The 26517-nt window shown below is 67.4% G+C and carries 23 protein-coding genes; 12 read left to right on the forward strand and 11 right to left on the reverse strand.

All coding sequences use genetic code 11. From position 1 onward, the window contains the following. Positions 1–29: 29 nt before the first annotated feature. The 5 genes from ASD28_RS19915 to ASD28_RS19935 all read right to left on the reverse strand — a co-directional run bounded on the left by ASD28_RS19915 (position 30) and on the right by ASD28_RS19935 (position 5215). On the reverse strand, positions 30–1898 hold the full coding sequence (locus tag ASD28_RS19915; RefSeq protein WP_056132030.1) for an AI-2E family transporter: 1869 nt from the start codon (positions 1896–1898) through the stop codon (positions 30–32). Positions 1899–2017: 119 nt separating this feature from the next. Further along, complete coding sequence (locus ASD28_RS19920; RefSeq protein ID WP_056132033.1) at positions 2018–2704, reverse strand: methionine ABC transporter permease; 687 nt, start codon at positions 2702–2704, stop codon at positions 2018–2020. Beyond that, positions 2697–3470 carry a methionine ABC transporter ATP-binding protein gene (locus tag ASD28_RS19925; protein ID WP_056132038.1) on the reverse strand — a complete coding sequence of 258 codons (774 nt, stop codon included), beginning with the start codon at positions 3468–3470 and terminating at the stop codon, positions 2697–2699. The genes ASD28_RS19920 and ASD28_RS19925 overlap by 8 nt, the downstream gene beginning before the upstream one ends. A 10-nt stretch (positions 3471–3480) precedes the next feature. Next, the gene (locus ASD28_RS19930; protein WP_056132041.1) at positions 3481–4461 is read right to left on the reverse strand and encodes an acyl-CoA dehydrogenase family protein; all 981 of its coding nucleotides are present in this window, start codon (positions 4459–4461) and stop codon (positions 3481–3483) included. A gap of 127 nt (positions 4462–4588) precedes the next feature. Beyond that, positions 4589–5215: a LysE family translocator gene (locus ASD28_RS19935; RefSeq protein ID WP_056132043.1), complete on the reverse strand. Its 627-nt coding sequence runs from the start codon at positions 5213–5215 to the stop codon at positions 4589–4591. Between the two features lie 93 nt (positions 5216–5308). Between ASD28_RS19935 and ASD28_RS19940 the strand changes: the two genes are divergently transcribed. From ASD28_RS19940 to cphA, 4 genes are all read left to right on the forward strand, one after another. Continuing rightward, positions 5309–6127, forward strand: a complete 819-nt coding sequence (locus ASD28_RS19940) for a metallophosphoesterase (RefSeq protein ID WP_229412119.1) — start codon at positions 5309–5311, stop codon at positions 6125–6127. A 255-nt stretch (positions 6128–6382) separates the two neighbouring features. Further along, positions 6383–7786, forward strand: a complete 1404-nt coding sequence (locus ASD28_RS19945; RefSeq protein ID WP_056132049.1) for an amino acid permease — start codon at positions 6383–6385, stop codon at positions 7784–7786. 164 nt (positions 7787–7950) lie between these two features. Next, positions 7951–9408, forward strand: a complete 1458-nt coding sequence (locus ASD28_RS19950) for an iron-containing redox enzyme family protein (RefSeq protein WP_056132052.1) — start codon at positions 7951–7953, stop codon at positions 9406–9408. Positions 9409–9466: 58 nt separating this feature from the next. After that, the gene (gene cphA, locus ASD28_RS19955; RefSeq protein ID WP_056132055.1) at positions 9467–12112 is read left to right on the forward strand and encodes a cyanophycin synthetase; all 2646 of its coding nucleotides are present in this window, start codon (positions 9467–9469) and stop codon (positions 12110–12112) included. 4 nt (positions 12113–12116) lie between these two features. Here the strand turns inward: cphA and ASD28_RS19960 are convergent, their stop codons facing one another. Then, entirely contained in the window at positions 12117–14828 is a 2712-nt protein-coding gene (locus tag ASD28_RS19960) for a PAS domain-containing protein (RefSeq protein WP_082577272.1), read from the reverse strand. Between the two features lie 76 nt (positions 14829–14904). After that, on the reverse strand, positions 14905–15789 hold the full coding sequence (locus tag ASD28_RS19965; RefSeq protein ID WP_056132061.1) for a LysR family transcriptional regulator: 885 nt from the start codon (positions 15787–15789) through the stop codon (positions 14905–14907). A gap of 331 nt (positions 15790–16120) precedes the next feature. Here ASD28_RS19965 and sdhC point away from each other — a divergent pair, with 331 nt between their 5' ends. From sdhC to ASD28_RS20005, 8 genes are all read left to right on the forward strand, one after another. After that, complete coding sequence (gene sdhC / locus ASD28_RS19970; RefSeq protein WP_056132540.1) at positions 16121–16471, forward strand: succinate dehydrogenase, cytochrome b556 subunit; 351 nt, start codon at positions 16121–16123, stop codon at positions 16469–16471. A 2-nt stretch (positions 16472–16473) separates the two neighbouring features. Next, entirely contained in the window at positions 16474–16842 is a 369-nt protein-coding gene (sdhD, locus tag ASD28_RS19975; protein ID WP_056132064.1) for a succinate dehydrogenase, hydrophobic membrane anchor protein, read from the forward strand. Positions 16843–16844: 2 nt separating this feature from the next. Further along, positions 16845–18623 carry a succinate dehydrogenase flavoprotein subunit gene (gene sdhA, locus ASD28_RS19980; protein ID WP_056132067.1) on the forward strand — a complete coding sequence of 593 codons (1779 nt, stop codon included), beginning with the start codon at positions 16845–16847 and terminating at the stop codon, positions 18621–18623. Positions 18624–18636: 13 nt separating this feature from the next. After that, a complete protein-coding gene (locus tag ASD28_RS19985) occupies positions 18637–19347 on the forward strand; it encodes a succinate dehydrogenase iron-sulfur subunit (RefSeq protein WP_056132068.1) in 711 nt (236 codons plus the stop codon). 211 nt (positions 19348–19558) lie between these two features. After that, positions 19559–19825, forward strand: coding sequence for a succinate dehydrogenase assembly factor 2 (locus tag ASD28_RS19990; protein ID WP_036240314.1), 267 nt, complete (start codon positions 19559–19561; stop codon positions 19823–19825). 63 nt (positions 19826–19888) lie between these two features. Then, positions 19889–21190, forward strand: coding sequence for a citrate synthase (gene gltA / locus ASD28_RS19995; protein WP_056132071.1), 1302 nt, complete (start codon positions 19889–19891; stop codon positions 21188–21190). A gap of 91 nt (positions 21191–21281) precedes the next feature. Continuing rightward, positions 21282–21815: a dihydrofolate reductase family protein gene (locus ASD28_RS20000; RefSeq protein ID WP_056132074.1), complete on the forward strand. Its 534-nt coding sequence runs from the start codon at positions 21282–21284 to the stop codon at positions 21813–21815. Beyond that, positions 21812–22372, forward strand: coding sequence for a TetR/AcrR family transcriptional regulator (locus ASD28_RS20005; protein WP_056132077.1), 561 nt, complete (start codon positions 21812–21814; stop codon positions 22370–22372). The genes ASD28_RS20000 and ASD28_RS20005 overlap by 4 nt, the downstream gene beginning before the upstream one ends. On the opposite strand, the gene ASD28_RS20010 is transcribed toward ASD28_RS20005, so the two are convergent. From ASD28_RS20010 to ASD28_RS20025, 4 genes are all read right to left on the reverse strand, one after another. Then, positions 22359–23480: a glycosyltransferase family 4 protein gene (locus tag ASD28_RS20010; RefSeq protein WP_082577653.1), complete on the reverse strand. Its 1122-nt coding sequence runs from the start codon at positions 23478–23480 to the stop codon at positions 22359–22361. The two genes, ASD28_RS20005 and ASD28_RS20010, sit on opposite strands and share 14 nt — an antisense overlap. Then, positions 23477–25690, reverse strand: coding sequence for a glycosyltransferase (locus ASD28_RS20015; RefSeq protein WP_056132083.1), 2214 nt, complete (start codon positions 25688–25690; stop codon positions 23477–23479). The genes ASD28_RS20010 and ASD28_RS20015 overlap by 4 nt, the downstream gene beginning before the upstream one ends. Then, positions 25687–25992, reverse strand: coding sequence for a hypothetical protein (locus ASD28_RS20020; protein WP_056132084.1), 306 nt, complete (start codon positions 25990–25992; stop codon positions 25687–25689). The genes ASD28_RS20015 and ASD28_RS20020 overlap by 4 nt, the downstream gene beginning before the upstream one ends. A 161-nt stretch (positions 25993–26153) precedes the next feature. Beyond that, complete coding sequence (locus tag ASD28_RS20025; RefSeq protein WP_056132087.1) at positions 26154–26405, reverse strand: DUF3297 family protein; 252 nt, start codon at positions 26403–26405, stop codon at positions 26154–26156. Positions 26406–26517 lie beyond the last annotated feature (112 nt).

Below are 26517 nucleotides of genomic sequence, written 5' to 3' on the forward strand. Positions count from 1 at the left end.
GAAATGATGTAGCGATTTTTTCGACACGCTCACCCCCGCGGCGCCCGCTCCGGCGCTACAAACGCCAGCGCCTCCTCGAACGAGCGCAACACGATATCGACATGTTCCTCGACCGCCGGCTGCGGCACGGTCGACTGGTCGAACGGCAGCTTGACGGTGGCGAGCAGCGCATCCGGCAGATGGGTGCGCAATTCCGTGACGGCGTTCAGCCAGTCCCCGAGCCGGTCTTCCACGGGGTAGGGCAGGATCACGGTGGAGATAAGCTCCGCCTTTTCCGGACCGGGCCGGTCGGCCGAGCCCAGCAGGGTGCTGCGCGCGTCGATGTTCGCGTCGCGCAGCGCCGACACGAGCAGCTCGGCGAGCAGCTCATCCCGTTCCACCGCGAGGGCGGCGCACAGCACGACGGAGTGCGCGGGCACGTCCAGCGAGCCCTGCCAGCGGCCCTGGCGGGTCTCGCGCATCTGGCGCAGGTAGGCGCCCAGGTTGGCGTCGAGCAGCGAGACGTCGCGGCGGCGCCGCGTGCGCGCGGGCGTGCGGCCTTCCGGGTTCAGGGTCGCCGCCACGCGGCCCATGGCGGCGCGCATGGTTTCCATCTGGCCCGCGTCGATGCGGCCCGCGCGCATGTCGGCGCCGGCCAGGGCGAGGCCCGGCAACAGCACCTTGTCGCAATAGCGCGCGAAGCTGGCGCGGCGCAGGTAGGCGTGGGCGTCGCGCACGATCGTGTCGCTGTCGGCCGTCAGCAGGCGCTGGTACAGGCGCTGGGCGCCCGAGACGTTGGGGGCGTCGCCCAGCAGGATCGTCACCGGTTCCAGCCCGCGCACGTGGCGGCCGGCCACGACGAAGCACAGGGTCAGCGGCGTCGACAGCAACAGGCCCACCGGCCCCCACATCGCGCCCCAGAACACGGCCGAGACGATCACGGCGAGCGGCGACAGGCCCGAGCTGTGGCCGTAGACCTTCGGTTCGACGACGTTCGCGACGAACAGTTCCAGCGCGACGAACAGGGCGATGCAGGACAGGGCCAGCTGCCAGCCGGGGTCGATGGCGGCGACGAATACGGCGATGACGGCGCCAGCCGCCATCACGCCGATGTAGGGCACGAAGCGCAGCATGCCGGACAGGGCGCCCCACAGGCCCGCGTGCGGTACGCCGGCGAGCCACAGCAAGAGGCCGATCAGGGTGCCGAACGTCAGGTTGACGATGAACTGAGACAGGAAGAAGCGCGACACGCCCTGGGCCGCGTCGCCCAGGGTGCGGATCGTGCGGTTGATTTCCGTCTGGCCGGCGAGCCGGATCAGGCGGTCGCGCAGCGATTCGTGTTCGAGCGAGATGAAGACGAGCAGTACGAGCACGAGCCCCGCCTCGCCCAACGGACCGAAGGCCATTGCGAACAGGCGTGTGAGCGAGTCGCGCGTCGTCAGGCGCGGCTGGCGGATCTCGACGGGCAGCGGCTGCGTGGGGCTGACGGTCACGGTGCTCATGCCGCGCCGGCTGCTGACGGTGCCGCTCTGCTGCGCCTGCGGCTGCACGGCGCTGATCTCGGCCTCGATGCGGGCGAACGGCCGCTCGGTCATCTCGCGCACGGCCGCGACCTTGGTGCGGATCGCGGCGCGGTATTTCGGCAGGTCGCCCGTCACGGCGACGAGCTGGAACGCGAGGACGATGCCCAGGCCGACCACGCACGTGCCCACCATCAGCACGGACAGCATCGTCGCCGGCACCTGGCCCAGGCCGATGCGCCGCAGCGTGCGGATCAGCGGGGCGATCACGAGGCTGAGGATGACCGCCAGCGCGAGCGGTTCGAGGACGTCGCGCCCGAAATACAGCAGACCGAGCACGCAGCAGGCGGTGACGATCGCGCTGGAAGTCAGGTGCTTGAACAGAGTGGATTCGCGCATTCGCGGCCGCAAGCGGGGATGGCGGCCATCCCGTAGAGATAAAACCGCCAATGTAGCAAAAAATGTGGCCGGCAATCAAATTTCTATGCAGAAATTTCCATTTATCGTAAGAGGTGGGGTCAATCTGTCCTCGCGTAGCCCGGCTGGCGCTTGTCCAGCCGCCGCGCGAAGCGGTCGCCCGTGAGTTGGATGACCTGCACGAGCGCGACCAGCACGACGACGGTGAACACCATGATGTCCGTCTCGAAGCGGTAGTAGCCGTAGCGGATGGCGAGGTCGCCGATGCCGCCGCCGCCCACGACGCCGGCCGCCGCGGCGTACGAGAGAAAACCGATCGCGAGGGCAGTCAGCGCCAGCACGAGGCCGGAGCGGGCTTCGACGAGCAGCACGCGGGTGACGATCTGCAGCTCGGACGCGCCCATTGCCTGCGCCGCCTCGATCAAGCCGCGCGGCACGTCGCGCAGGGTCTGTTCGACGAGGCGCGCGAAATACGGGACGGCGGCGATCGACAGCGGCACGGCGGCCGCGAGCGGCCCGATCGAGCTGCCGGCGATCAGCCGGGTGAGCGGCACGAGCGCGACGAGCAGGATGATGAACGGGAACGAGCGGATCGTGTTCACGGTCCACCCGAGCAGGAGCGCGAGCGGACGGTTGCGCAGCGACTGGCCGGCGCCGACGACGAACAGGACGACGCCGAGCGGGCCGCCGAACAGCACGGCGGCGCACACGCCGATACCGAGCATGGCCAGGGTCTGGCCCAGCGCGACGGCCAGGTCGGGCAACAGGTCGATGAGACTCTCAAGCATGCAGGACTCCTGGATGGAACAGCGCACCGGCTTCGGTGGCGTGGAACGCGAGTTCGCGGCCGAGGGGCGTGATGCGCGGAGCCGTCGTGTCGGTGGGGGCGAACGTTTCCGCGACGACGCCGTGTTCGATCACCGCCACGCGGTTGCACAGCGCCGCCAGGGCGGGCAGTTCGTGGCTGACGATGACGATCGTGACGCCGAGATCCGCACTCACGGTGCGCAGGGTGGCGAGCAGGGCCCGCGTCGCTTCCGCATCGAGTGCGGACGTCGGCTCGTCGCACAGCAGGACCTCGGGCTGGCTTGCGATCGCCCGGGCGATGGCCGCGCGCTGTTTCTGACTGCCGGACAGGCGTGCCGGATACTCGTCCGCCCGCGCCGCCAGGCCGACGAGCTCCAGGCACGCCTGCACGCGCCGGCGCAGGCGCGGAGGATTCAGCATGCCGTGCAGGCGCAGCGGGAACGCGACGTTGTCGAACACGGTCAGGTTCTGCAGCAGGTTGTCGTGCTGGAAGGTCATGCCGATGTTCTGGCGCGCGGCGCGCAGGTCGCGTTTCGACAGCCGCGTCAGGTCGCGGCCCGCGACGACGACGGCGCCGCTGTCCGGCCTCTCCAGCAGGTTGATCGTGCGGAGGAGGGTCGACTTGCCGGCGCCGCTCCGGCCGGCGATGCCGAAGATGTCGCCGCGCGCCACGTGCAGCGATACGTCGCGCAGCACGGGGTCGGCACCGAAGGATTTGCGCACGCGGTCGAGACGGATGATGCTCATGGCGGCCCCGTCACGCGTATGCGGCCGGTGCGCGCAGCGTGCCGCCGAGGGTGTGGCGGCCGATCCCGATCGCGGCCTTGTGCGCGACGACCTTCGCCTCCGCGGCCGCCAGCGCGACCTCGCGCCGTTCGCGTCCCGTCAGATGGTGGCCGCGCGCGAACGCGTCGTCCAGCGCCGCGGCGGCGCCTTCGACCAGCACCTGCGCGGGCCGCATGAGCACCTGGAACCACGGCTGCGCCTCGCCGCGCGCCGCCTCCAGCGCGCCCTCGGCGAGGCCGACGTACACGTTCGCGACGATCATCTGCGCCACCTGCGCGCGCAAGGCCGCCCGCGGCGTGGCTGCGCGGGCGGCCGGCTGCAGCACGTCGTCTTCCGTCAGCTGCACGCCGGTGAACGTCACGGTGCCGCTGGCGGCCTGGCGCAGGCCGAACGCGTTCCAGTCGGCGTGGACGGCGACGCCATCCCGCTGCGTGGGCAGCACGGCGACCAGCGTGCCGTGCGCGAGCGGGTCCCAGGCGCACACGGTGAGCCGGTCCGACCCGACCGAACTTGATGCACAAGCCTTGGCGCCGTCCAGCACGTAGCCGCCCGCGGTCGGCCGGGCGACGAGCCGTTGGTCCAGCGGGTTCATGGTCTCGCCCCAGAACACGTCGTGCTCGATGGTCTCGAACAGCAGGCGGCGCTGCTGGCGCGCGTTGCCCGTCAGGCGGATGCCGGCGACCTGGAGGTGGTGGAGGCCGAGCCGGTGGGCGAGGGCGCCGTCGGCACGTGCGACGATGCGCACGACGTCGCCGATCGTCTTCCAGCTCGCCCCGAGGCCGCCGTATTCGCGCGGCACCGGGAGGGCGAGCAGGCCGGAAGCGCGGAGCCACTGCCGCCCGCGCGCCGCCAGGTCGTGGGCGGCGGCAATGGGGTCATACGGGTCGGGGGCCGGGGCCGGGTGGGCGTAGCCGTCCGACGAAGCGGGAACCGGGTGTAGTGCCAGATGCATGGTCGATATCCTTCAGCAGAGTCGGCCCAGTATGGCAAACGGGGGACTCCACGTGAACGAAGATATTCGCCGTTCGATATGTGACGAACGTTAAAACGAAAAGCGACTATGTATCCGGGTGATGCCGTCAGCGCGACACGATCAGCCGCAGGCCGAGGGCGATGAAGATGGTGCCGGCGATACGGTCGAGCCATTGCCCGGCCTTGGGACGGCGCGCCAGCCACTGGCCGATGGCACCGGAAAAGAAGCCGAGCAGGCCGAACAGGACGATGGCCTGCAAGGTGAACGTGAGGCCCAGCAGCGCCGTCTGCAGGTTGGCGTCGCCGCGCTGCGCGACGACGAACTGGGGCAGGAACGACAGGAAGAACAGGGCCACCTTCGGATTGATGGCGTTCGCGACGAGGCCTTTGAAGAACAGCGTGCGGGCCGGGTCGGCGGCGGCATGCGCCGTGTCGACGCGGGCGCCGCCGCGGCTGCGGATCGCGTGCCAGCCCATCCAGGCGAGATACAGGCCGCCGCACACCTTGAGCGTCGTGAACGCGAGCGGCGACGCGGCGATGAGGGCGGACACGCCCACGACGGCCAGCAGCGTGTGCGACAGGCACCCGAACGCGCACCCGAGCCCGAACGCGATGCCCCGCACCCGGCCCTTGGCGACGCCCACGCTCAATACCATCATGTTGTCCGGTCCCGGCGACAGGGTCAGCAGGATGGCGGCGGCGAGGAAGGCGAAGAACTGGTCGGGTGTCAGCATGGTAGCCCTGGGCAAAGTGGCAATGTTACCTCACCGGGGGCGCAGTTGGTGTAAAGTGCGGGTCCTATGTCCAGTCACAAGCATGAGCAACCCTTGCGCAATGCGTTCGAACGCGTCCTGAATGCCGCCCTGCTGAAGGGCTTCGTGGCCGGGTTGAGCTACCGGCTCGGCGGCCTGGGCAAAGTGCGGGTGACGCGCCAGGAGGTGGAGCTGGACCCCGGACGCCGGCTGGCGCAGCCGCTGCGCATCGGTTTCGCGTCCGATTTCCATGCCGGCCCCACCACCCATCCCGCCATATTCGGCGACCTGCTGGCGGCGATCCGCGCGGAAGCGCCGGACGTGATGCTGCTGGGCGGCGACTACGTGTGTTTCGATGCGGAGAACGTGACCGTCCTGGCGGACTTCATCGCGGGCGCACGGGCCCCGCTGGGCACCTATGCCGTCATCGGCAACCACGACACCTGGAACGGACGCACCGTGATCGAGGACGCGCTGCGCGCCGGCGGCGCCGAGGTGCTCGTGAACCGCAACGTCGCGCTGCCCGCGCCGTTCGGCGACGTCAGCGTGTGCGGCATCGACGATCCGTGGACCGGGGCGCCGTCGGCCAACGCCACGTTCGCCGGCGCGGGCGCCGTCCGGATCTACCTGACGCATTCCCCCGACGGGCTGTACCGCCTGGAGCGCCAGCGTTTCGACGTCGCCTTCGCCGGCCATACCCATGGCGGCCAGATCGCGCTCCCGGATGGTGCGCCGCTGTTCCATCCCAGCGGCCCGTGCTCGCGCGATTTCTGCTACGGCCGCTACGACGTGTCCGGCAACGGCCCCCTCATCGTCAGCCGCGGCGTCGGCTGTTCCGGCATCCCGCTGCGGCTGAACGCCGATCCGGAACTCCTCATTTGCACGCTGCGCTAAGCGTTTGTGGCCGGTTTTTGCGGTTTCCCAGCTTCTACACCTTGAAATATTGAGTATTTCCTTTGATTCTGGATAACAGAATGGAGATAATGTGACGCCGCCAGGCTGGCGACCGGCATTGTTCTTGCATGTCAGTCCAGGCGGTCCGTGCCCAGGAGGAGACCCCCTTCGGCGGATGTATGTGCAGGTTACCGCCTGCCCGCCGCACATAACAATCAGGGACCGGGATTTATCTACTATCGATTGGAGAAAGCAGTGAGTCTTTTCAGAACCAAGAATCTCGACAACATGGTCGCAGCCTCCCGTACCCCGGGCGGGCTGAAGAAAGTGCTGGGGCCAACCGACCTCATCCTCATGGGCATCGGGGCGATCGTCGGCACCGGTATCTTCGTGCTGACCGGTACGGGCGCATTGACGGCCGGTCCGGCGTTGACGGTGTCGTTCATCGTCGCCGCCATCGCGTGCGGCTTCGCGGCCATGTGCTACGCGGAGTTCGCGTCGACCGTGCCGATCGCCGGTTCGATCTATACCTACAGCTATGTCGTCCTCGGCGAACTCGTCGCCTGGATGATCGGCTGGGACCTTCTGCTCGAATACGGGCTGGCGACGTCGGCCGTGGCCGTCGGCTGGTCCGGCTATTTCCAGTCGCTGTTGAGCGGCTTCGGCATCACCATTCCTGAAATCCTGTCCGCCGCCCCGGGCGCGGTGCCGGGCGTGCACAGCGTGATGAACCTGCCGGCGCTGGTCATCATGCTCGTGCTGACCGCGATGCTGTCGTACGGCGTGCGCGAATCGGCGCGCGTGAACAACGTCATGGTCGTCATCAAGATGATCGTCGTGCTGCTGTTCATCGCCGTCGGCGTCAAGCACGTCACGCCGGCCAACTGGCATCCGTTCGCGCCGTTCGGCGGCACGGGCATCATGAGCGCCGCCGCCGTCGTGTTCTTCGCGTTCATCGGCTTCGACGCCGTCACGTCGGCCGCCGAGGAAGTCAAGCGTCCGGAACGCGACCTCCCGATCGGCATCATCGGCTCGCTGACCATCTGCACGATCCTGTACGTGATCGTCGCCGCCATCATGACCGGCATCGTCCCGTTCCAGATGTTCAAGGGCATCGACCACCCGGTGTCGCTGGCCCTGCAGCACGCCGGCGAAAACTGGTTCGCCGGCTGGATCGACCTGGGCGCGATCCTCGGCATGACCACCGTGATCCTGGTGATGGCGTATGGCCAGACCCGCATCATCTACGCGATGTCGCGCGACGGCCTGCTGCCGGCGAAGTTGTCCACCGTGCACCCGAAATTCGGCACCCCGTTCTTTGCGACGTGGGTGGTCGGCATCCTGTTCGGCCTGATCGCCGCGTTCGTGCCGCTGAACGTGCTGGCCGAACTCGTCAACATCGGCACGCTGGCGGCGTTCTGCCTCGTCTCCGTCGCAGTGATCGTCCTGCGCAAGAAGCGGCCGGACCTGAAGCGCGCGTTCCGCTGCCCGGGCGTGCCCATCGTGCCGGGGATCGCCGTCGTCTTCTGCCTGGCGCTGATGTCGTTCCTGTCCGCGATCACGTGGGTGGCGTTCCTCATCTGGCTGGTGCTGGGCCTGCTGGTGTATTTCGGTTATGCCCGTTCGCGTTCCTTGCTGAACGGCGCGACGCAGTCGTAATCCGCTGTCCGCGTTCTGAAAGCGGCGCTGCGGCGCCGCTTTTCTTTTTGGCAACGATACAATTTTTGTAATCCCTGTCCGACATTCTGGAGGGAAGCGTACCGATTACGCCATCTCCGCCGGGTCCGCATAATCTTGGTAGAACATTTACCAAAAGATTTGTTATGACCTCCACTTTTGCCGTCGACAGCCCAACACGCGCAGCAGGCCGGGACACCCGCCCGGTCCAGGTATCGTCCGCCAGGGACTTGTATTTCGCGCTGATGGACAACCCGGCCGCGGCCCTCGAGGCGTCCGGCGCGTTCCTGGCGGCGCAGATCGAGGTGGCGCGCGCCGAACCGTGCGAGCTGCCGGACGCCGTGTGGCAGCTGCAGGGCTGGATCCAGGGCCGCGCCGAATCGGTCGGCATCGCCTACCGCGAATACCTGGCCGCGCGCAAGAACGGCGCGCCGCGCCGCTACTTCACGAACAAGTCGCATGCGCTGTACTTCCTGAAGGGCGTCGCGCCGACGAAGCTCGTCGACGGCGCCTGGCTGTACGGCACCCTGTCGCGCTGGGAGAATCCGGAATTCCACCCGCTGATCAAGACCTATCTCGAAGAGCTGGGCGACGGCGTCCCGGACAAGAACCACGTCACGCTGTACCGCCGCCTGCTCGCGACGCACGGTTGCGAACACTGGGAGACGCTGCCGGAGGACCATTTCGTGCAGGGCGCCATCCAGCTCGCGCTCGCCTACAACGCCGACGCCTTCCTGCCGGAAGTGGTGGGGTACAACCTCGGCTACGAACAACTGCCGCTGCATTTGCTGATCACGTCGTACGAGTTGAACGAACTCGGGATCGACCCGTATTACTTCACCTTGCACGTCACCGTGGACAACGCCGGCAGCGGCCACGCGCACAAGGCCGTGCAGGCGCTGCGCCACCTGATGGCGCAGTCCGGCGACCCGGCCGCGTTCTTCCAGCGCGTCCTGGACGGCTACCGGCTGAACGACCTGGGCGCGTGCACGACGTCCGTCATCGGCGCCTTCGACCTTGAAGCGGAACTGGTCGAGATCTTCAGCGCCAAGGCCGCCATCGGCAAGAACATGCATTCGGATTACTGCCGCGTGGCGGGCCGCTCCGTCAACGACTGGCTCGCCGATCCGCGGCAGATCCCCGAGTTCCTGACGAAGCTGGAGGAGTCGGGCTGGATCCAGCGCGGCGAGGACGTGGAGCAGAGCCGCTTCTGGCGCCTGATCCAGGGCGAGCGCGCGGAGATGTTCGGTGTCTTCTCGAGCTATGAGCAGCAGGTGCTGCGCGACTGGATCACGACGCCGCGCGACGCCATCGCCGCCGCGCGCACGACCCGCGTGCTGAGCCACCGCGCGCGCCAGCGCACGCTCGACAGCCTCACGCAGCATGCGCAGCGCAGCGGTTATCCGGAGCGGGGCCTGATCCGTCGCCGCCCCGCGGGCACCGGCGGCGACTCCGAACTGCACCAGCTGGAACAGCGCGTGGCAGCGGCCGCCGGTAAGCCGGAGGCGATGGCAATGCTGGCGCAGCTGATGTCGCCGTCCGTGCACCACACGGCGATCGGCCTGATGGCCACGCGGATGTATTCGCAGCTGCTCGACGCTTGAGAATGAACGCAGCGGCGCGCGCACGCGCGCCGCGACGACCGACAAACAAGGGATTCCCGTGCACATACTCGAACAACGCTTCCTGCGTGGACCGAACATCCACGCCGCCACCCCCTGCCTGCTGTCCGTGCTCGACCTGGACGATCTGTATGGCGTCTCGACCCGCGACCTCCCGCAATTCAACGAGGCGCTGCTGGCGCTGCTGCCGTCGCTCGCGGACTACCTGGTGCCGACGGGCCAGCCGGGCGGCTTCGCCCAGCGCCTGCGCGAAGGGACGTATCTCGCGCGCGTGATCGAGCATGTGACGCTGGGCCTGCAATGTCTCGCGGGCGCGCCGGTAGCGTTCGGCCGGACGCGTCCCGTGACGGGCAAGCCGGGCCAGTACCGCATCGTCTGCGCCTACCAGCTGGAAAAGGTCGCGCAGCCCGCGTTCGCGCTGGCGGTGGACATCGTCGACGCGCTCGCGCACGGCCGCGCGTTCGACCTGGCGCCGCGCCTGGAGGAGCTGCGCGAGATCGCCGAGCGCTACGCGATCGGCACGAGCACCGCCGCTGTGCTGGCCGCCGCGCAGGAGCGGGGCATCCCCGTCACGCGCATCACGGAGGATGCGAACCTGTTCCAGCTGGGCTGGGGCGTGAAGCAGAAGCGCATCCAGGCGACCATCACGGGCGACACGGGCACCATCGCCGTGCGCATCGCCAGCGACAAGCAGCTCACCAAGCAGCTGTTGCACGAGGCGGGCGTCCCCGTGCCGCAGGGCGAGACGGTGACGACTGTCGAAGACGCGCTGCGCGTCGCCCATAACATGGCAAACAAGCTGAACGCGCCGGTGACGGTGAAACCGTTGGACGCGAACCAGGGCAAAGGTGTGACGGTCGCGTGCCGCACGGATGAAGAAATCGAGCAGGCCTACGCGTACGCGCGCAAGTTCGGCCGCCACATCATCGTCGAACGCTTCATCGAAGGCGCGGATTACCGCGTGCTCGTCGCGGGCGGCAAGGTCGCGGCGGCGTCGCTGCGGCGGCCCGCGCAAGTCGTGGGCGACGGCACGCACACGGTGCGCGAACTCGTCGACCTCGAGAACCGCAATCCCGCCCGCGGCGCGGGCCACACGAACATCCTCACGCAGATCGCGCTGGACGCCCATGCGGAAGACCTGCTGCGGCGCCAGGACCTCGTCCCGGACGCCGTGCCCGCGGCCGGCATGACGGTGTATCTGCGCGGGAACGCGAACCTGTCCACGGGCGGCACCGCCGAAGACGTGACGGACCTGCTGCCGGAATCCACGCACCGCCTGTGCGTGCGCGCGGCAGCGAAGATCGGCCTGGACGTGGCCGGTATCGACATCGTCTGCCGCGACATCGCCCAGCCGCTGGCGGACCAGGGCGGCGCCGTCATCGAAGTCAACGCGGCGCCCGGCATCCGCATGCACCAGCATCCCGGCAGCGGCACGCCGCGCGACGCGGGCGACGCCATCGTGCAGGGGCTGATGGGCGAGTCGGACGGGCGCATCCCGATCATCGCGTGCACGGGCACGAACGGCAAGACGACGACCACCTTGCTGATGGCGCACACGGTGCGCCTCGCCGGCAAGGTCACGGGCGTGACGACGACGCACGGCGTCTACATCGCCGGCAAGGAAGTCACGAAGGGCGATTGCACGGGCTACTGGTCGGCGCGCACGGTGCTCGCGTCGCCGGACGTGGAGTTCGCGGTGCTGGAGACGGCGCGCGGCGGCATCCTGAAACGCGGCCTCGCCTTCGACCGCTGCGACATCGGCATGGTGCTGAACGTATCGCCGGACCACCTGGGCCTGGACGGCGTCGACACGATCGAAGACCTCGCGCAGGTGAAGGCCGTGGTGCCGCTGGCGGCCAGCCGCGCCGTCGTGCTGAACGCCGAGGACCCGTTGTGCGTGGCGATGGCGCGTCGCGTGCATCCGGACGTGGAGATCGTGTACTTTGCCATGGAGGCGGACAACCCGGTGCTGCTGCGCCACCTGGAGGAGGGCGGCCGCGCCGTCTACTTCCAGGACAATTCGATCGTCGTCGCGGATGCGACTTACCACCAGGAGCTGCTGCGCGTGGAAGCGATGCCGATCGCGCTGGGCGGCCGCGCGCGCTACAACATCGCCAACGGGCTCGCGGCGGCGGCGGGCCTGATGGCGGCGGGTTTCAACAACCTGCAAATCGCGACGGGCCTCTCGACGTTCGTCAGCGACGGCAAGACCAACCCGCTGCGCACGAACGTGTTCGACGTGCGCGGCGTGACCGTGATCGTCGACTACGCGCACAATCCGGCCGCGTACGCCGCGCTGGCGGAGATGGCGCGCTCGCTGCTGCCCGGCCAGCTGGTGGGTGTCGTGACGGCGCCGGGCGACCGCCGCGACGCCGACCTGCTGGAAGTGGGTCGCGTGTGCGCCGGCCGTTTCGACGAACTGGTCGTCTACGAATCGTCGAGCCGCGGCCGTGCATACGGCGGCGCCGTCGACCTGATCCTGCAGGGCGCGGAGGAGGTCGTCGGCAAGACCGATACGCTGCACCGCGAACTGGACGTGGGCGAGGCGATCCGCCTGGGCCTGTCGCTGTGCCGCCGCGGGGACGTCCTCGTGTTCGCGTGCGGGTCGTCGCTGGACGTGTTCGTCGAGGCGATCCGGCAGACGGACCCGGAAAGCGCGGCCAGGATCGCGGCGCAGGTGGGATAAGCCTTCAGCCGTGCGCCTGCGCGGCCGGTGCCGCTGCCGCCAGCGCGCGGTGCAGCGCGGTCATGTCGATCGGCTTCACGAAGTAATGGTCGAATCCCGCCGCCTTGGCGAGCACCCGGTCGTGCGCCTGTCCATAGCCCGTCAGCGCGATGTACGCCGCATGGCCGGTCTCCGGCAGGCCGTGCAGGCGGCGCGACAGTTCGTAGCCGTCCATGTCGGGCAGGCCGATGTCGAGGATCAGGGCATCCGGATGCGACGTCCGGGCCGCGTCGAGCGCGCCGTGCGCGTCGTGCCGGATCGTGACCGTGTGGCCTTCGGTTTGCAGGAGCGCCGCCAGCGACGTCGCCGCGTCTGCATTGTCGTCGGCGATCAGGATATGCAGCGGATGGGATTCCGGCGCGATCGCGAGGGAGCCGTCGCGCGCCGCGTGCCTGCGGTCGAGCAGCGGAAGCGACAGGGTAAATGTGCTGCCCTTGCCGGGGCCGCCGCTGCGGGCCGTCACGTTGCCGCCATGCTGGGTGGCGATGCTGCGGACCAGCGCCAGGCCGAGCCCGAGGCCGCCCTGGGACCGGTCCGGCGTCTGCTCGGCCTGGGAGAACAGGTCGAACACATGGGGCAGGAAGTGCGCATCCATGCCGACGCCGTCGTCGGTCACGTGAATATGGACGCTGGATGTCACGACTTCGAGCTCGAGCCGGATGCGTCCGCCCATCGGCGTGTATTTCGCCGCATTGTTCAACAGGTTCGCGAGCACCTGCACGAGGCGCGTGCGGTCGCCAAGGACGAGCACGTGCTCCGGCACGAGGCGCACCGACAGCCGGTGGCGCCGGGCATCGATCAGGGGCCGGGATTGTTCGATCGCGGCGTCGATGGCGTCGCGGATATCGAGTTCCGCCCGGTCGATGGACACCAGGCCCCGCGTCACGCGGGACACATCGAGCAGGTCGTCGACGAGCTCCGTCATGTGCCTGACCTGGCGCGTGATGATTCCGCTGTATTTCCTGACGGTGTCCGCGTCGGTCCCTGCCTTGCCGAGCAGCTGCGCGGCGGTGCCGATCGGCGCCAGCGGGTTGCGCAGTTCGTGCGCGACCAGCGCGAGGAATTCGTCCTTGCGCCGGTTGGCCTGTTCCAGCGCGATTTCGGCCTCGCGCTGCAGCGTGATGTCGGTATTCGTGCCGAACCAGCGCACGATCCTGCCGTTCCGGTCGCGGATCGGCACCGCCCGCGACAGGAACCAGCGATATTCGCCGTCCGCGCCGCGCAGCGGGAACAGGTCCTCCCATGCGACCTGCTGCCGGACGATCTGCTCGTAGTACTTCGCCTTGACCGCGTCCGCGAAGTCGGGGTGGTGGACTTTTTCCCATCCCCACCCCTGCATGTCCGCGAGCGTCGTGCCGGTGTATTCGAACCAGCGGTTGTTGAACCAGAAGATCGCGCCGTCGCTGTGCGCCATCCACGCCAGTTGCGGGATGTTTTCCGCCAGCGTGCGGAACTGGTTTTCGCTTTCCCTGAGTGCCGACTGGGCTTTTTTCGCCTCGCTGATGTCGAGCACGACCCCCAGCATCCGGGCCGGCTTGCCGTCGCGGTCGACTTCGATCCTGCCGCGCGCCTGGAGATGGCGGATGCCGCCGTCCGGGTAGCGCAGGCGGTACTGGTACTCGAAAGGCTTGCCGGTGGCGAGCGATTCGGCGGTGCAGGCGTCGACGGCCGGGCGGTCGTCCGGATCGATCATGGCGAGATACACGGCTGACGGCCCGCCGTCGGCATCCGCGTCGGAGACCCGGAACATGCGCGCGAAGTTGCGGTCCGCATGCACCCGGTCGGCCAGGATGTCCCAGGTCCACGTGCCGACTTCCGCTGCGGCGAGCGTGCCTTCCAGGCGCGCCTGGGCATCCTGCAGCGCCGCCTGCAGGGCCTTCTGGTCGTCGATGTCGGTGCAGGTGCCCATCCACCGTTCGATGTCGCCGGCCTCGTTCCGGATCGGCAGCGCGCGCGCCAGCATCCAGTGGTAGTCGCCCGAGCAGTGGCGCAGGCGGTATTCGATTTCGTAGGGCTCGCCCGTGCGCAGGCTGTGTTTCCAGGCCCGCTCCGTGCGCGGCAGGTCGTCCGGATGGAGGATGGCCCCCCAGTTGTCGCCGATGGTGGCGCTCGCCGGCACGCCGGCGAAGTCGTAATGGCGCCGGTTGTAGTAATCGTGATAGCCGTTCGGCAGCGCCGACCACACCATCTGCGGGATGGCGTCGGCAATCTGGCGGAACCTGGCTTCGCCTGCCTCCGCCGCCTGCTGTTTCAAGACCTGTTCCGTGACGTCTTCCACGTAGTGGATGATGTAGACGACGTCGCCCGCGGCATCCAGTACCGGGGCGTTGACGGGCTTCCAGTAGCGCACCTCGAATCCGCTCGCGGCCGGTCCGCGCTTCGGGATATCGTATTTCTGGATCGGCATGGCGTCGGTTTCCCGGGTCCGCAGCACGCGGTCGAGCGAGGCGCGCAGGTTCGCGGCGCCGGTCGCGGTGGCATCCTCCGGGTTGTCCGGAAAAACGTCGAACACGTTGCGCCCCAGGATCTGCTCGCGCGTGGTCATCGTCGCGGACAGGCGCGCCTCGTTGGCGGCGACCATGGTGAAATCGGGCGTCAGGACGAGCAACGGAATGGGTGTCGCGTCGAACAACAGCCGGAAATCGGGTGCAAGACCAGCGGGCAGCGGTGTAGCCATGTCGCAACTCCTTCGGGTACGGCCATACTAAGCCGAAGTCCGGAATGGTGTCGCGCTGAAAGACATCCGTGTCACATTAATGCGCCTGCCGTGCGATCTCGAGGAAATTGCCCACTTTGGTCGACGAATTCCCTTCGAGCGACGCCAGCGCCAGCTTCGAACGGACTTTCGCATCCGCGATATCCACGTACGTCACCCCTTCGGCGTGGAACTGGCTGACGGACGCGGGCACGATCGACACGCCGAATTCCGCGGCGACGAGGCTGACGACGGTCGACAGCTGCGGCGCCTGCTGGCCAGGCATCGGTTCGAACCCCGCGTGGCGGCAGGCCGAGACGATCTCGTCGTGGAGCATCGGGCTGGCCGCGCGGGGAATCAGCACGAACGGTTCCTGCGCCAGCGCGGACAGGGGGATACGGGTGCGCCGCGCGAGCGGGTGCGTGACCGGCAGCACGGCCTTCATCGACTCGCTCGCGATGTCCTGCAGGACGACGCCGGCGAACGAGTGCACGCCCGGGCGCAGGAAGGCCAGGTCGATGCGGCCTTCCTCGAGTTGCGCCAGCAGGTGCGCCGTCGTGCCTTCGGTGAGCGTCAGGCCGACACCGGGATAGGCATTGCGGAATTCACGCACCAGCGCACGCACGATCGGGTGGAACGCGGCGGACGCCGTGAAGCCGAGGTGCAAATGGCCCGTCTCGCCGCGTCCGGCCCGCTGCGCGTTCAGGGTGGCGTGCTCCACGTCGCCCAGCAGGCGCTTGGCGTCGACGAGCAGCGCCTTGCCGGCGTCGGTCGGCACCACGCCATGGCCGGTGCGGTGGAACAGCTTCACGTCCAGCTCCCGTTCCAGCGCGTGGATCTGCTGGCTCAGCGGCGGCTGGCCGATGCCGAGCCGTTCCGCCGCGCGGGTGATATTGCCTTCCTCGGCGACGGCGACAAAGTAGCGTAAATGTCTGAGTTCCATGCGGTATCTGTGAAAAGTATGGATCCTAGATTATCCATATATTGGACAGCATAGTGAGATTTCGCGATAATACAGGTATCCCACGGACAAGTTTTTTTGCGGCGAGAGCCGCATGGACGCGTTCCGGCGGGCCCATAAATCAACTTGGAAGAGTGCTGGAATGTCAGAAGCGATAAAAAAAGTGCAGGAGCGAAGGCAGCCGATCCGTAACGTGAACATTACGGACATCACGATGAACTACAAGCAGCCGCCGTCGGCCATCGTGTCGATCCTGCACCGTATCAGCGGCTTCGTGCTGTTCCTCTTCCTGCCGTNCATTACGGACATCACGATGAACTACAAGCAGCCGCCGTCGGCCATCGTGTCGATCCTGCACCGTATCAGCGGCTTCGTGCTGTTCCTCTTCCTGCCGTTCCTGCTCTACCTGTTCGAGCAGAGCCTCCGTTCCGAGATCTCGTTCGCGCACTTCGCCGGGATCGTCAGCCATCCGTTCACCAAGATCGTCATCCTGGGCCTGTCCTGGGGCTACCTGCACCACTTCTGCGCCGGTATCCGCCACCTGTTCATGGACAAYCACATGGCCCTGGACAAGGACGCGGCGCAGCGCACCGCGCGCTACGTGCTGGTCGTCAGCCTGGTCCTGACCCTGCTGGTCGCCCTCAAACTGTTCGGAGTGWTTTAATCATGGCTACCCCCAAGAATATCGGACAGCGCCGCCTCGTCGTCGGCGCSCACTACGGCATGCGCGACTGGCTCGCCCAGCGCGTCACCGCCATCGTGATGGTCGTCTTCACCGTCATCCTGCTGGTCTCGTTCCTGACCGGCCAGAATTTTACGTACGAAGGCTGGGCCGGCCTGTTCGCCCGCCAGTGGTTCAAGCTYTTCACGATGGTCACGTTCTTCGGCCTGTTCTACCACGTGTGGGTGGGCATCCGTGACATCTGGATGGACTACGTCAAACCGGTCGGCATCCGCCTGACCTTGCAGATCGCCACGGTGCTCTGGCTGCTCGCCTGCGCCGCCTGGACTGTGCAAATTCTCTGGAGCGTGTAATCGTGGCAGCAATCAACACCAACATCCCCGTCCGCCATTTCGACGTCGTCATCGTCGGCGCCGGCGGTTCCGGCCTGCGCGCGGCGCTGCAACTGTCCGAAGCGGGCCTGAACGTGGCCGTGCTGTCGAAAGTGTTCCCGACCCGTTCGCACACCGTGGCRGCSCARGGCGGCATCGGCGCMTCSCTCGGCAACATGAGCGAAGACGACTGGTTCTGGCACATGTTCGACACCGTCAAGGGCGGCGACTACCTGGGCGACCAGGACGCCATCGAATTCATGTGCCGCGAAGCCCCGAAGGTCGTGTACGAGCTCGAACACTTCGGCATGCCGTTCGACCGCAACCCGGACGGCACGATCTATCAACGTCCGTTCGGCGGCCACACCGCGAACTTCGGCGAGAAGCCGGTGCAGCGCGCCTGCGCCGCCGCCGACCGTACCGGCCACGCGCTGCTGCACACGCTGTATCAACGTAACGTCCGYTCGCGCACGCATTTCTTCGTCGAATGGCAGGCGCTGGACCTGGTCCGCAATGCCGACGGCGACGTCCTCGGCGTCGTCGCGCTGGAAATGGAAACGGGCGACGTCATGATGCTGCAGGCGAAAACGACCGTGTTCGCCACGGGCGGCGCGGGCCGTATCTTCGCCGCGTCGACCAACGCCTTCATCAACACCGGCGACGGCCTGGGCATGGCGGCRCGTGCCGGCATCCCGCTGCAGGACATGGAGTTCTGGCAGTTCCACCCGACCGGCGTGGCCGGCGCGGGCGTCCTGATCACGGAAGGCGTGCGCGGCGAGGGCGGTATCCTCATCAACAGCAACGGCGAACGCTTCATGGAGCGCTACGCGCCGACCCTGAAAGACCTGGCGCCGCGCGACTTCGTGTCGCGTTCGATGGACCAGGAAATCAAGGAAGGCCGCGGCGTGGGCCCGAACAAGGACCACGTGCTGCTGGACCTGCGCCACATCGGCGCGGACACGATCCGCAAGCGCCTGCCGTCGATTCTCGAGATCGGCCACAAGTTCGCCAACGTCGACGCGACGAAGGAACCGATCCCGGTCGTCCCGACCATCCACTACCAGATGGGCGGCATCCCGACCAATATCCACGGCCAGGTCGTCACGCCCGACGCCAGCGGATCGCAAAAGGTCGTGAATGGCCTGTACGCGATCGGCGAATGCGCGTGCGTGTCGGTGCACGGCGCGAACCGCCTGGGCACGAACTCGCTGCTGGACCTGGTGGTGTTCGGCCGCGCGGCCGGCAACCACATCGTCGCGCAGAACCTGAAGGAGCAGGGCAACCGCGCGCTGCCGAAGGATTTCGCCGACTACGCGCTGGGCCGCCTGAACCGCCTGGAAAACGCCWCCGGCGGCGAGAAGGTGCAGGACGTGGCCAAYGCGATCCGCGCGACGATGCAGAAGCACTGCGGCGTGTTCCGCACGCAGGCGCTGATGGACGAAGGCGTCAAGGAAATCATGGCCCTGGACGAGCGCCGCAAGCAYGTCTCGTTCAAGGACAAGTCGAAGGTGTTCAACACGGCGCGCATCGAAGCGATCGAGCTGGACAACCTGATCGAAGTGGCCAAGGCGACCGTCGTGTCGGCCGCGGCGCGCAAGGAATCGCGCGGCGCCCACGCCCACAGCGACTACGAGCAGCGCGACGACGAGAACTGGATGAAGCACACCCTGTTCTACTCGGAAGGCAACCGTCTCGACTACAAACCGGTCGTGACCAAGCCGCTCACCGTCGACACGTTCAAACCGAAGCCCCGCACGTTCTAATTAGGTACCGATAATGGCACGCACAGTCCACCTGAAAATCTACCGCTACGATCCGGACAAGGATTCGAAGCCCTATATGCAAGACGTCACCGTCGAGCTGAAAGACACCGACAAGATGCTGCTGGATGCGCTGCAGCGCATCAAGTCCGACGTCGACGACTCGCTCGCCCTGCGCCGCTCGTGCCGCGAAGGCGTGTGCGGTTCGGACGCGATGAACATCAACGGCAAGAACGGCCTGGCCTGCACGACCAACCTGAACGAGCTGACGCAGCCGATCGTGCTGCGTCCGCTGCCGGGCCTGCCGGTCATCCGCGACCTGATCGTGGACATGACCAACTTCTTCAAGCAGTACCACTCGATCAAGCCGTACCTGATCAACGACTCGATCCCGCCGGAGAAGGAGCGTCTGCAGTCGCCGGAAGAACGCGAAGAACTCGACGGCGTGTACGARTGCATCCTGTGCGCGTGCTGCTCGACGTCSTGCCCGTCGTTCTGGTGGAATCCCGACAAGTTCGTCGGTCCGGCCGGCCTGCTGCAGGCCTACCGCTTCATCGCCGACTCGCGCGACGAGGCGACCAACGAGCGCCTGGACAACCTGGAAGACCCKTACCGCCTGTTCCGCTGCCACTCGATCATGAATTGCACGGACGTGTGCCCGAAGGGTTTGAACCCGAACAAGGCCATCGGCAAGATCAAGGAATTGCTGGTACGCCGCGCGATCTAAACCNTACCGCCTGTTCCGCTGCCACTCGATCATGAATTGCACGGACGTGTGCCCGAAGGGTTTGAACCCGAACAAGGCCATCGGCAAGATCAAGGAATTGCTGGTACGCCGCGCGATCTAAACCCGGCTCATCGAACCGAAACAGTAAAACTACCGTACTGCCGGCCTCCGGCAGCCGGAGTATAGTGTTGACCCAACAACGGACTCTAGTGTGAATACGCATCAATCCGACCCCGCCAACCGTGCCCGCCTGCGCTGGCGCGCCCGCCGCGGCCTGCTCGAGAACGACCTGATCCTCACGCGCTTCCTGGATGCGCATGAAGAAACCATGACGGACGAGGAAGTCGATGCGCTGACCCGTCTGCTGGACCTGGCGGATAACCCGCTGATGGACCTGCTGCTGGGGCGCGCCGAGCCCGAAGGCGAGGTCGACCTCCCGCACGTCCGCGCCCTGGTGGCGCGGCTGCGGCAAGCCTGAGCGAAACCGGAAGATTTCGTTTTATTTTGTCTTGTAGACTCACCTCCCAAAGAAGGAAGTGCCATGAACATCTCTGATACCAAAGCCACCCTGTCGTTTTCGGACGGCAGCCCATCGGTAGACATGCCGATCTACAAAGGCACGATCGGCCCGGACGTCATCGACATCCGCAAGCTGTACGGCCAGACCGGCAAGTTCACCTATGACCCTGGCTTCATGTCGACCGCCGCCTGCCAGTCGGCCATCACGTACATCGATGGCGACAAGGGCGAGCTGCTGTACCGCGGCTACCCGATCGAGCAGCTGGCCGTCAACTGCGACTTCCTGGAGACCTGCTACCTGCTGCTGAACGGCGAACTGCCGAACGCCGCAGAAAAGGAAAAATTCGTCGCCACCGTGACCAAGCACACGATGGTCCACGAGCAGATGCAATTCTTCTTCCGCGGCTTCCGCCGCGACGCGCACCCGATGTCGGTGCTGGTGGGTACCGTCGGCGCCCTGGCGTCGTTCTACCACGACTCGCTGGACATCAACGATGCCAAGCAGCGCGAGATCTCGGCCATCCGCCTGATCGCCAAGCTGCCGACCCTGGTCGCCATGGCCTACAAATACTCGATCGGCCAGCCGTTCGTGTACCCGCGCAACGACCTGTCGTACAGCGCGAACTTCATGCGCATGATGTTCGGCAACCCGTGCGAAGAGTACAAGGTCAACGACGTCCTCGTCCGCGCCCTGGACCGCATCCTGATCCTGCACGCCGACCACGAGCAGAACGCTTCGACCTCGACCGTCCGTCTGGCCGGTTCGTCGGGCGCCAACCCGTTCGCCTGTATCGCAGCCGGTATCGCCTGCCTGTGGGGCCCGGCACACGGCGGCGCGAACGAAGCCGCACTGAACATGCTGAAGGAAATCGGCTCGGTCGAGAACATCCCGGCCTTCATCGAGAAGGTCAAGGACAAGAACTCGGGCGTGAAGCTGATGGGCTTCGGTCACCGCGTGTACAAGAACTTCGACCCGCGCGCCAAGCTGATGCGCGAAACCTGCCACGAAGTGCTGAACGAACTGGGCCTGCAGGACGACCCGCTGTTCAAGCTGGCGATGGAACTGGAAAAGATCGCCCTGAACGACGACTACTTCGTGTCGCGCAAGCTGTACCCGAACGTCGACTTCTACTCGGGCATCGTGCAGTCGGCCCTGGGCATCCCGGTCTCGCTGTTCACCGGTATCTTCGCGATGGCCCGTACCATCGGCTGGATCGCCCAGTGGAACGAGATGATCGCCGACCCGGAACAGAAGATCGGCCGTCCGCGCCAGCTGTTCGTCGGTTCGACCGTTCGCGACGTGCCGACCATCGACAAGCGCTGATCCGCTTCGTCGTCGTCAAGAAAGCGAGCCTGCGGGCTCGCTTTTTTTGCGTCTTCGTATAAAATATACAGTGTATAAATAAGGAGACTCCATGAGCGGACACGTATTCATCGCCACCAGCCTGGACGGCTACATCGCGCGCCCCGACGGCGACATCGGCTGGCTGCTCGCCCGCGACGACCCGAACGAAGACCACGGCTACGACGCCTTCATCGCCGACAAGGATGCGATCGTGATGGGCCGCGGCAGCTACGAGAAGGTGGCGACGTTCGACCTCTGGCCGTACGACCGGCCGGTGCTCGTGCTGTCGCGCCGACTGGCCGGCACGCCGGTGCCCGACCGGCTGCGCGGGAAGGTGCGTTTCGCGGACCTGGCACCGCCCGAGGCCATGCGCGTCCTGGAGCAGGAGGGCGCACGCCGGGTCTACGTGGATGGCGGCCAGGTCGTGCAGGCATTCCTGCGCGCGGGGCTGGTCGAGGACATGGTCATCACGACGGTGCCGGTGCTGATCGGCTCCGGTCGCTCGCTGTTCGGGGCACTCCCGGCCGACCGCGACCTGGCCCTCGTCGCCAGCCGCAGCTTCCCCTCGGGCCTCGTGCAATCCACGTACCGCGTGCAGCCATGACGCGCCCGCGCGGCCGGCCCGCGCGCGGGCAGGGCGTCACGCGCGACGCCATCCTGGATGCCGCGCTGGCCCTGCTCGACGAGGATGGCGACGCCGGCCTGACGATGCGCGCGCTGGCGGCCCGGCTGGGCGTGACGCCGATGAGCCTGTACCACCACGTGACCGACCGCGCCGGCCTGCTGCGGGCATTGTCGGACCGGTTGTATGGCGATGTGCTGCAGGATGCCGACGCGGCCGCCGGTCCCATCGACGGGGTCCGGATGCTGCTGACGCGCTATCACGACGCCGTCGTCGCGCACCCGCAGCTGACGCTCGCGATCTTTGCCGAGCCGGCGGCCTTCGCGGGGGCGAGCCGCGAGATCACGGACCGCCTGACCGCGCTGCTCGCGGCCGTCACGCCGGCGCACCTGCTGTGGCGCGACATCCTCGTCGACCACGCGCATGGCAGCGGGCTTGCGCTCATCGCCGCCCGCGCCGACGCGGGGCGCGTGGACGCGTTGCGGGAGGCGTACCGGCAGGCGCTGGACTGCCTGCTGGCGCCATTCAGTCGAGGTTGACCAGGGACCCGACCGCATCGATGAAGCGCTGTCGGATCAGCGCGGGGCTGAACTGCTGGACGAATCGCCACGCGTCCAGGGCGTGCTCGCCATAGCCTCCTGCGCCCGCCGACCGCCATGCGGGGGCGCGGACTTGCGCGATATCCGCGGCAAGTGCACGGGCAAGGGCATCGACATCGCCGGTCGGCACCAGGCTGGCATGGCCGCCGGTCACGGCCGGCGTGTTCGAATTGTCGCAGGCGATGACCTTGCAGCCCGCGGCCAACGCTTCCACGATCGGGACGCAAAAGCCTTCGTGACGGGTCGGCAGGACGAACACGTCGGCATCGCGCAGGATCCGCTCCTTGGCGTCTTCCGGTGCGTCGCCGTGCAGGCGCACGACGATGCGGCCGCCGGCAACGCGGGGCAGGTCGGCGGCCGCCGCGCGCATCATGTCGAGCAGTGCAGGATCCGAAAACGCGATGTTGGCGACGACGTCCAGCGCCAGGCGGACGTCGGGTCCGGTTTGCGCGAGTACCTGGTGGAGCGCCGCCAGCAGGTCCTGCGGGCCTTTCGACCCGACCAGCCGTCCGACGAAGGCGAGACGGACGATGCCGTCGCGCGCGCTGGGCTTGTCCGGCACCGGCGCCGGCGGACTGGCGACAGCGAGCGGCAGCACGGTGGCGGCCGTCCCGATGCGCGCGGCGCGCAGCACGCCGAGGTTGATCCGGCTGTCGCACAACACGTGGTCGGCGAACGCGATGTTGGCCATCTGCCGGAACGAGCGGTCGATCGTCTCGTGCTGCGCCGGAGCCACCAGGTGTTTCGGCGTGATGTTGTGGAAAGCGACCACGCGCCGCGCGCCGCGTGGCACGACGGGCAGCAGGTCGAACAGCGCGTAGTAGATGCCGAAATGGAAAAGGACCAGGTCGCTTTGCTGGAAATGCGCGTCGAACGCCACGTCGGACAGCGCGCCCACCGCATGACACGCCACCCCGGGCTGGTCGCAGACGTGGGCATACAGGCGCACGTCGTGCCCCGCGGCGCGCAGCCAGTGGTACTGGTCGGCGATGGCGTTCGAAATCGCGTCGTGGCGGACGCAGACGCCGTGGATCAATGACACCTTCATGCCGCTTGCGGCGCGAAGCGTCCGCGGGCCAGGTCGTACAGCGGCATGCTGGACTGCGCCATGCGCGCCGCGGTGAAATGCTGGACGAACCGCGCGCGGCCGGCCGCGCCCAGCGCCGCGCGCCGCGGCGCGGAAGCCGCGAGTTCCAGGATCGCGTCGGCCAGCGCCGCGCTGTCGCCGGGCGGCACGAGGATGCCGTTGAGGCCGTCGTCGACGACTTCCGGCATGCCGCCGGCGCGGCAGCCGATCACCGGTTTGCCTTCCCGCATGGCTTCGAGGAATACCAGGCCGAAGGACTCGAAGCGGCTCGGCGCCACGAACACGTCGCAATCGCGGTAGGCGGCCCGCAGCGTCGCGTCGTCGACGCGGCCTTCGAACACGACCCGGTCCGCCCAGCGCCGCGGATGGCCTTGCGCGCGCCAGGCGTCCAGGTAGCTGGTGCGCTCTCCGGGCCGGGGAATCGTGTTGTCGCCCAGGATGCGGAAGCGGATGGACGGATGCGCGGCCAGCACCCGCGGTATCGCGGCGAGCAGCACGTCGATGCCCTTGCGCGCTTCGAGCCTGCCGACGAACAGCACGTCGATGCGTCCGCCCCGGGGTGCGGGCGGCGGCGCGGCGGGCGCATCCGGCATCCCGAGCGGGACCGTCATCACGGCGGCGGGATCGAACCGGAATCCGTACGCCTGTTCGATGTCGCGGCGGATGGCCTCACTGATCGCACGCACCGCATGCGAGCCGCGCATCAGCTCTTGTTCCAGCGCCAGCATCGGCGTACCGAAATCCGCCATCCAGCGCGCGTCATTGCGCAGGTCGGGATGTTCCTGCAGCCAGAAATGCAGGGTGGTCTGCAGGCTCGTGACCAGTGGCCAGCCGCCATCGAGCAACAGCGCGGCACCCTCCGTGTCCCAGATGGGCGCCTCGACCACGTCGACGGGACGCAGGCCGGCGATGCGGCGCGTCTCCGCCAGCGCCGTCGCGCACCAGTCCCAGACGGGTTGCGGAATCGCGCGCGCGACTGCGGCCGGCGTGCGCGTGCGGCGCTGCACGGCCATGCGATGCATCCAGACCCCGTTCTCCAGGCTCACCTCGTTGGCGCCTTCCGTGATGACGTGCACCTGGTGCCCCGCCTGCGCCAGCGCTTCGGCCAGGTCGCGGTAGAAGACGGCGATGCCGCCGCGATGCCCGGGCGGATAGTCCCGCGACATCAGCACCACCGTGCGCGTGTCCCGATGCGCGCGCGTCGCGAACGGCAGGAAGTCGCCCGGCAGTGGCGACCATGTCGTCGGCGCGCTGCCCGGGCGGGGGCTTTCCAGGCCGCGGCGCAGGCCTGTTTCGCCGGCGCGGACCGCCGCGGCATCGAAGTCGTCGAGCGCCGCCGGCGGCAGGCGGCCGGCGGCGACGAGGTGGACGACGTCGGCGCGCCGGGCGGCGACCCGCTCCGCATGCAGGCGCTCGATGTGCGCGAGCGGGACATACGGCAGGCCGTGCTTGAGCGAAAAATACAGCGAATTCTTCAGGATCGGATACGACGCCACGGTGAGCTGCGCCGCGTCGCGTACCGCGTTCGGCGCGGCCTCGTGGTGCACATACGCATCCGGCAGCTGCCTGATCAGGAAGCCCGCATCGATCAGGCGACAGCAGAGGTCGGTCTCGTCCAGGTAGTATTCGATCTCCTCGTCGAACCCGCCCACCTCGAGCAGCGCGGTGCGGCGGAACGATGCGTTGGTGCCCTGCAGATAGGGAAAGCGGAACGAACCCGGGAAGCACAGCGACGGGCTTGCGCCAGGTGCGCGCCAGTCGGTCTCGGCCAGCCTTGTCGCGGTCGCATACCGGTACTGGAACGTGTAGCCGCTGCGGTCGCATACGATGCCGCCGGCGCCGCCGACCTGCGGATCGGCATAGGCCGCCGCCAGGTGGGTCAGCCATTCCGGCTCGGGAATCGCGTCATCGTCGATGAACGCCACCACGTCGCCGCGCGCCATGCGGATACCGATGTTGCGCGACATCGACAGGTTGGCGACGGGGCAGGTTCCCGTGCGGATCCGCGATCCCCACTCAGCAAGCAGGTGCGCGGTGTCGTCGGTGCATGGCCCCTGGACGACGATGACTTCGAACTGTCCCGCGTAACGAAGGTGCGCCAGGCTCGCCAGCACGCGCCGCAGCAGGGACGCGCGGTTCAGCGTATTGATGACGATGGAAAAGGACGTCATTGCCCGAGCTGCCGCTCCAGGCGTTCCAGCCGCGTCCGCAACTCGGCCAGTTCCCGCGTCAGCCCGCGCAGCGTCACCGGAAGCGACTGGGCGAGGTTCTCGGGATCCTGCAGGACGGCCAGCGTGCGGGCGTTCAGGTCGGACATCGTGTGCAGCAGTGCCGGCAGTTGTTCGGTCGCGAAACGATGCTGCCGATCATTGTGTTCCGGCAAGCGGATCAACGCCACCAGTATGCGGACGAGGCGGCCCACGACGGGCCAGCCCGCCAGGGTGCGTACGATGCGTCGCAGTAATGCTTCCATGAAGTGACGTCATAGGAAATTGTTAACTGCGCAATATTAACGTAATCAATCGTCCATCATGCAGCGCTGGATCACGGTTCCTGACTGCGCGAACACAGCCACGAAAAAAGGCCGCCGGATCGCTCCGGCGGCCTTCGCATGTCCACGTTATCGATGAATGATCAGACGGCGTAATACGCCTCGACCGTACCTTTCAGCTTGATCAGCATCGGGCGGCCCTTGCGGTCCAGGGTCTTGCCGGCGGCGACCCTGATCCAGCCTTCGCTCAGGCAGTATTCCTCGACGTCCGTGCGTTCCTTGCCGTTGAAACGGATGCCGACCGGGTGCTTGAAGACTTCCGCGTTGTGGTGCGGGCTCTTCGGGTCGATGGACAGGCGGTCGGGCAGGGGTGGGAGTTGGGTAGTATCGTTCATGGCGGGAATTATCCACGATTCCGTGCGCATGCGCGAGCGCCGCGTGATCCGTCCCGGTGGACGCAGTTGCAACATTTCGCTATGCTCGGCCGAAGTTCGTTCGATCTGGCCA

Source organism: Massilia sp. Root133 (assembly GCF_001426525.1).
Classification (GTDB): Bacteria; Pseudomonadota; Gammaproteobacteria; order Burkholderiales; family Burkholderiaceae_D; genus Telluria; species Telluria orientalis.

Coding starts and splice junctions, on each gene's coding strand:
- ASD28_RS19915 (WP_056132030.1), bottom strand. CDS start 1,898: ATGCGCGAATCCACTCTGTTCAAGCACCTGACTTCCAGCGCGATCGTC.
- ASD28_RS19920 (WP_056132033.1), bottom strand. CDS start 2,704: ATGCTTGAGAGTCTCATCGACCTGTTGCCCGACCTGGCCGTCGCGCTG.
- ASD28_RS19925 (WP_056132038.1), bottom strand. CDS start 3,470: ATGAGCATCATCCGTCTCGACCGCGTGCGCAAATCCTTCGGTGCCGAC.
- ASD28_RS19930 (WP_056132041.1), bottom strand. CDS start 4,461: ATGCATCTGGCACTACACCCGGTTCCCGCTTCGTCGGACGGCTACGCC.
- ASD28_RS19935 (WP_056132043.1), bottom strand. CDS start 5,215: ATGCTGACACCCGACCAGTTCTTCGCCTTCCTCGCCGCCGCCATCCTG.
- ASD28_RS19950 (WP_056132052.1), top strand. CDS start 7,951: ATGACCTCCACTTTTGCCGTCGACAGCCCAACACGCGCAGCAGGCCGG.
- ASD28_RS19960 (WP_082577272.1), bottom strand. CDS start 14,828: ATGGCTACACCGCTGCCCGCTGGTCTTGCACCCGATTTCCGGCTGTTG.
- ASD28_RS19965 (WP_056132061.1), bottom strand. CDS start 15,789: ATGGAACTCAGACATTTACGCTACTTTGTCGCCGTCGCCGAGGAAGGC.
- gltA (WP_056132071.1), top strand. CDS start 19,889: ATGAACATCTCTGATACCAAAGCCACCCTGTCGTTTTCGGACGGCAGC.
- ASD28_RS20000 (WP_056132074.1), top strand. CDS start 21,282: ATGAGCGGACACGTATTCATCGCCACCAGCCTGGACGGCTACATCGCG.
- ASD28_RS20005 (WP_056132077.1), top strand. CDS start 21,812: ATGACGCGCCCGCGCGGCCGGCCCGCGCGCGGGCAGGGCGTCACGCGC.
- ASD28_RS20010 (WP_082577653.1), bottom strand. CDS start 23,480: ATGAAGGTGTCATTGATCCACGGCGTCTGCGTCCGCCACGACGCGATT.
- ASD28_RS20015 (WP_056132083.1), bottom strand. CDS start 25,690: ATGACGTCCTTTTCCATCGTCATCAATACGCTGAACCGCGCGTCCCTG.
- ASD28_RS20020 (WP_056132084.1), bottom strand. CDS start 25,992: ATGGAAGCATTACTGCGACGCATCGTACGCACCCTGGCGGGCTGGCCC.
- ASD28_RS20025 (WP_056132087.1), bottom strand. CDS start 26,405: ATGAACGATACTACCCAACTCCCACCCCTGCCCGACCGCCTGTCCATC.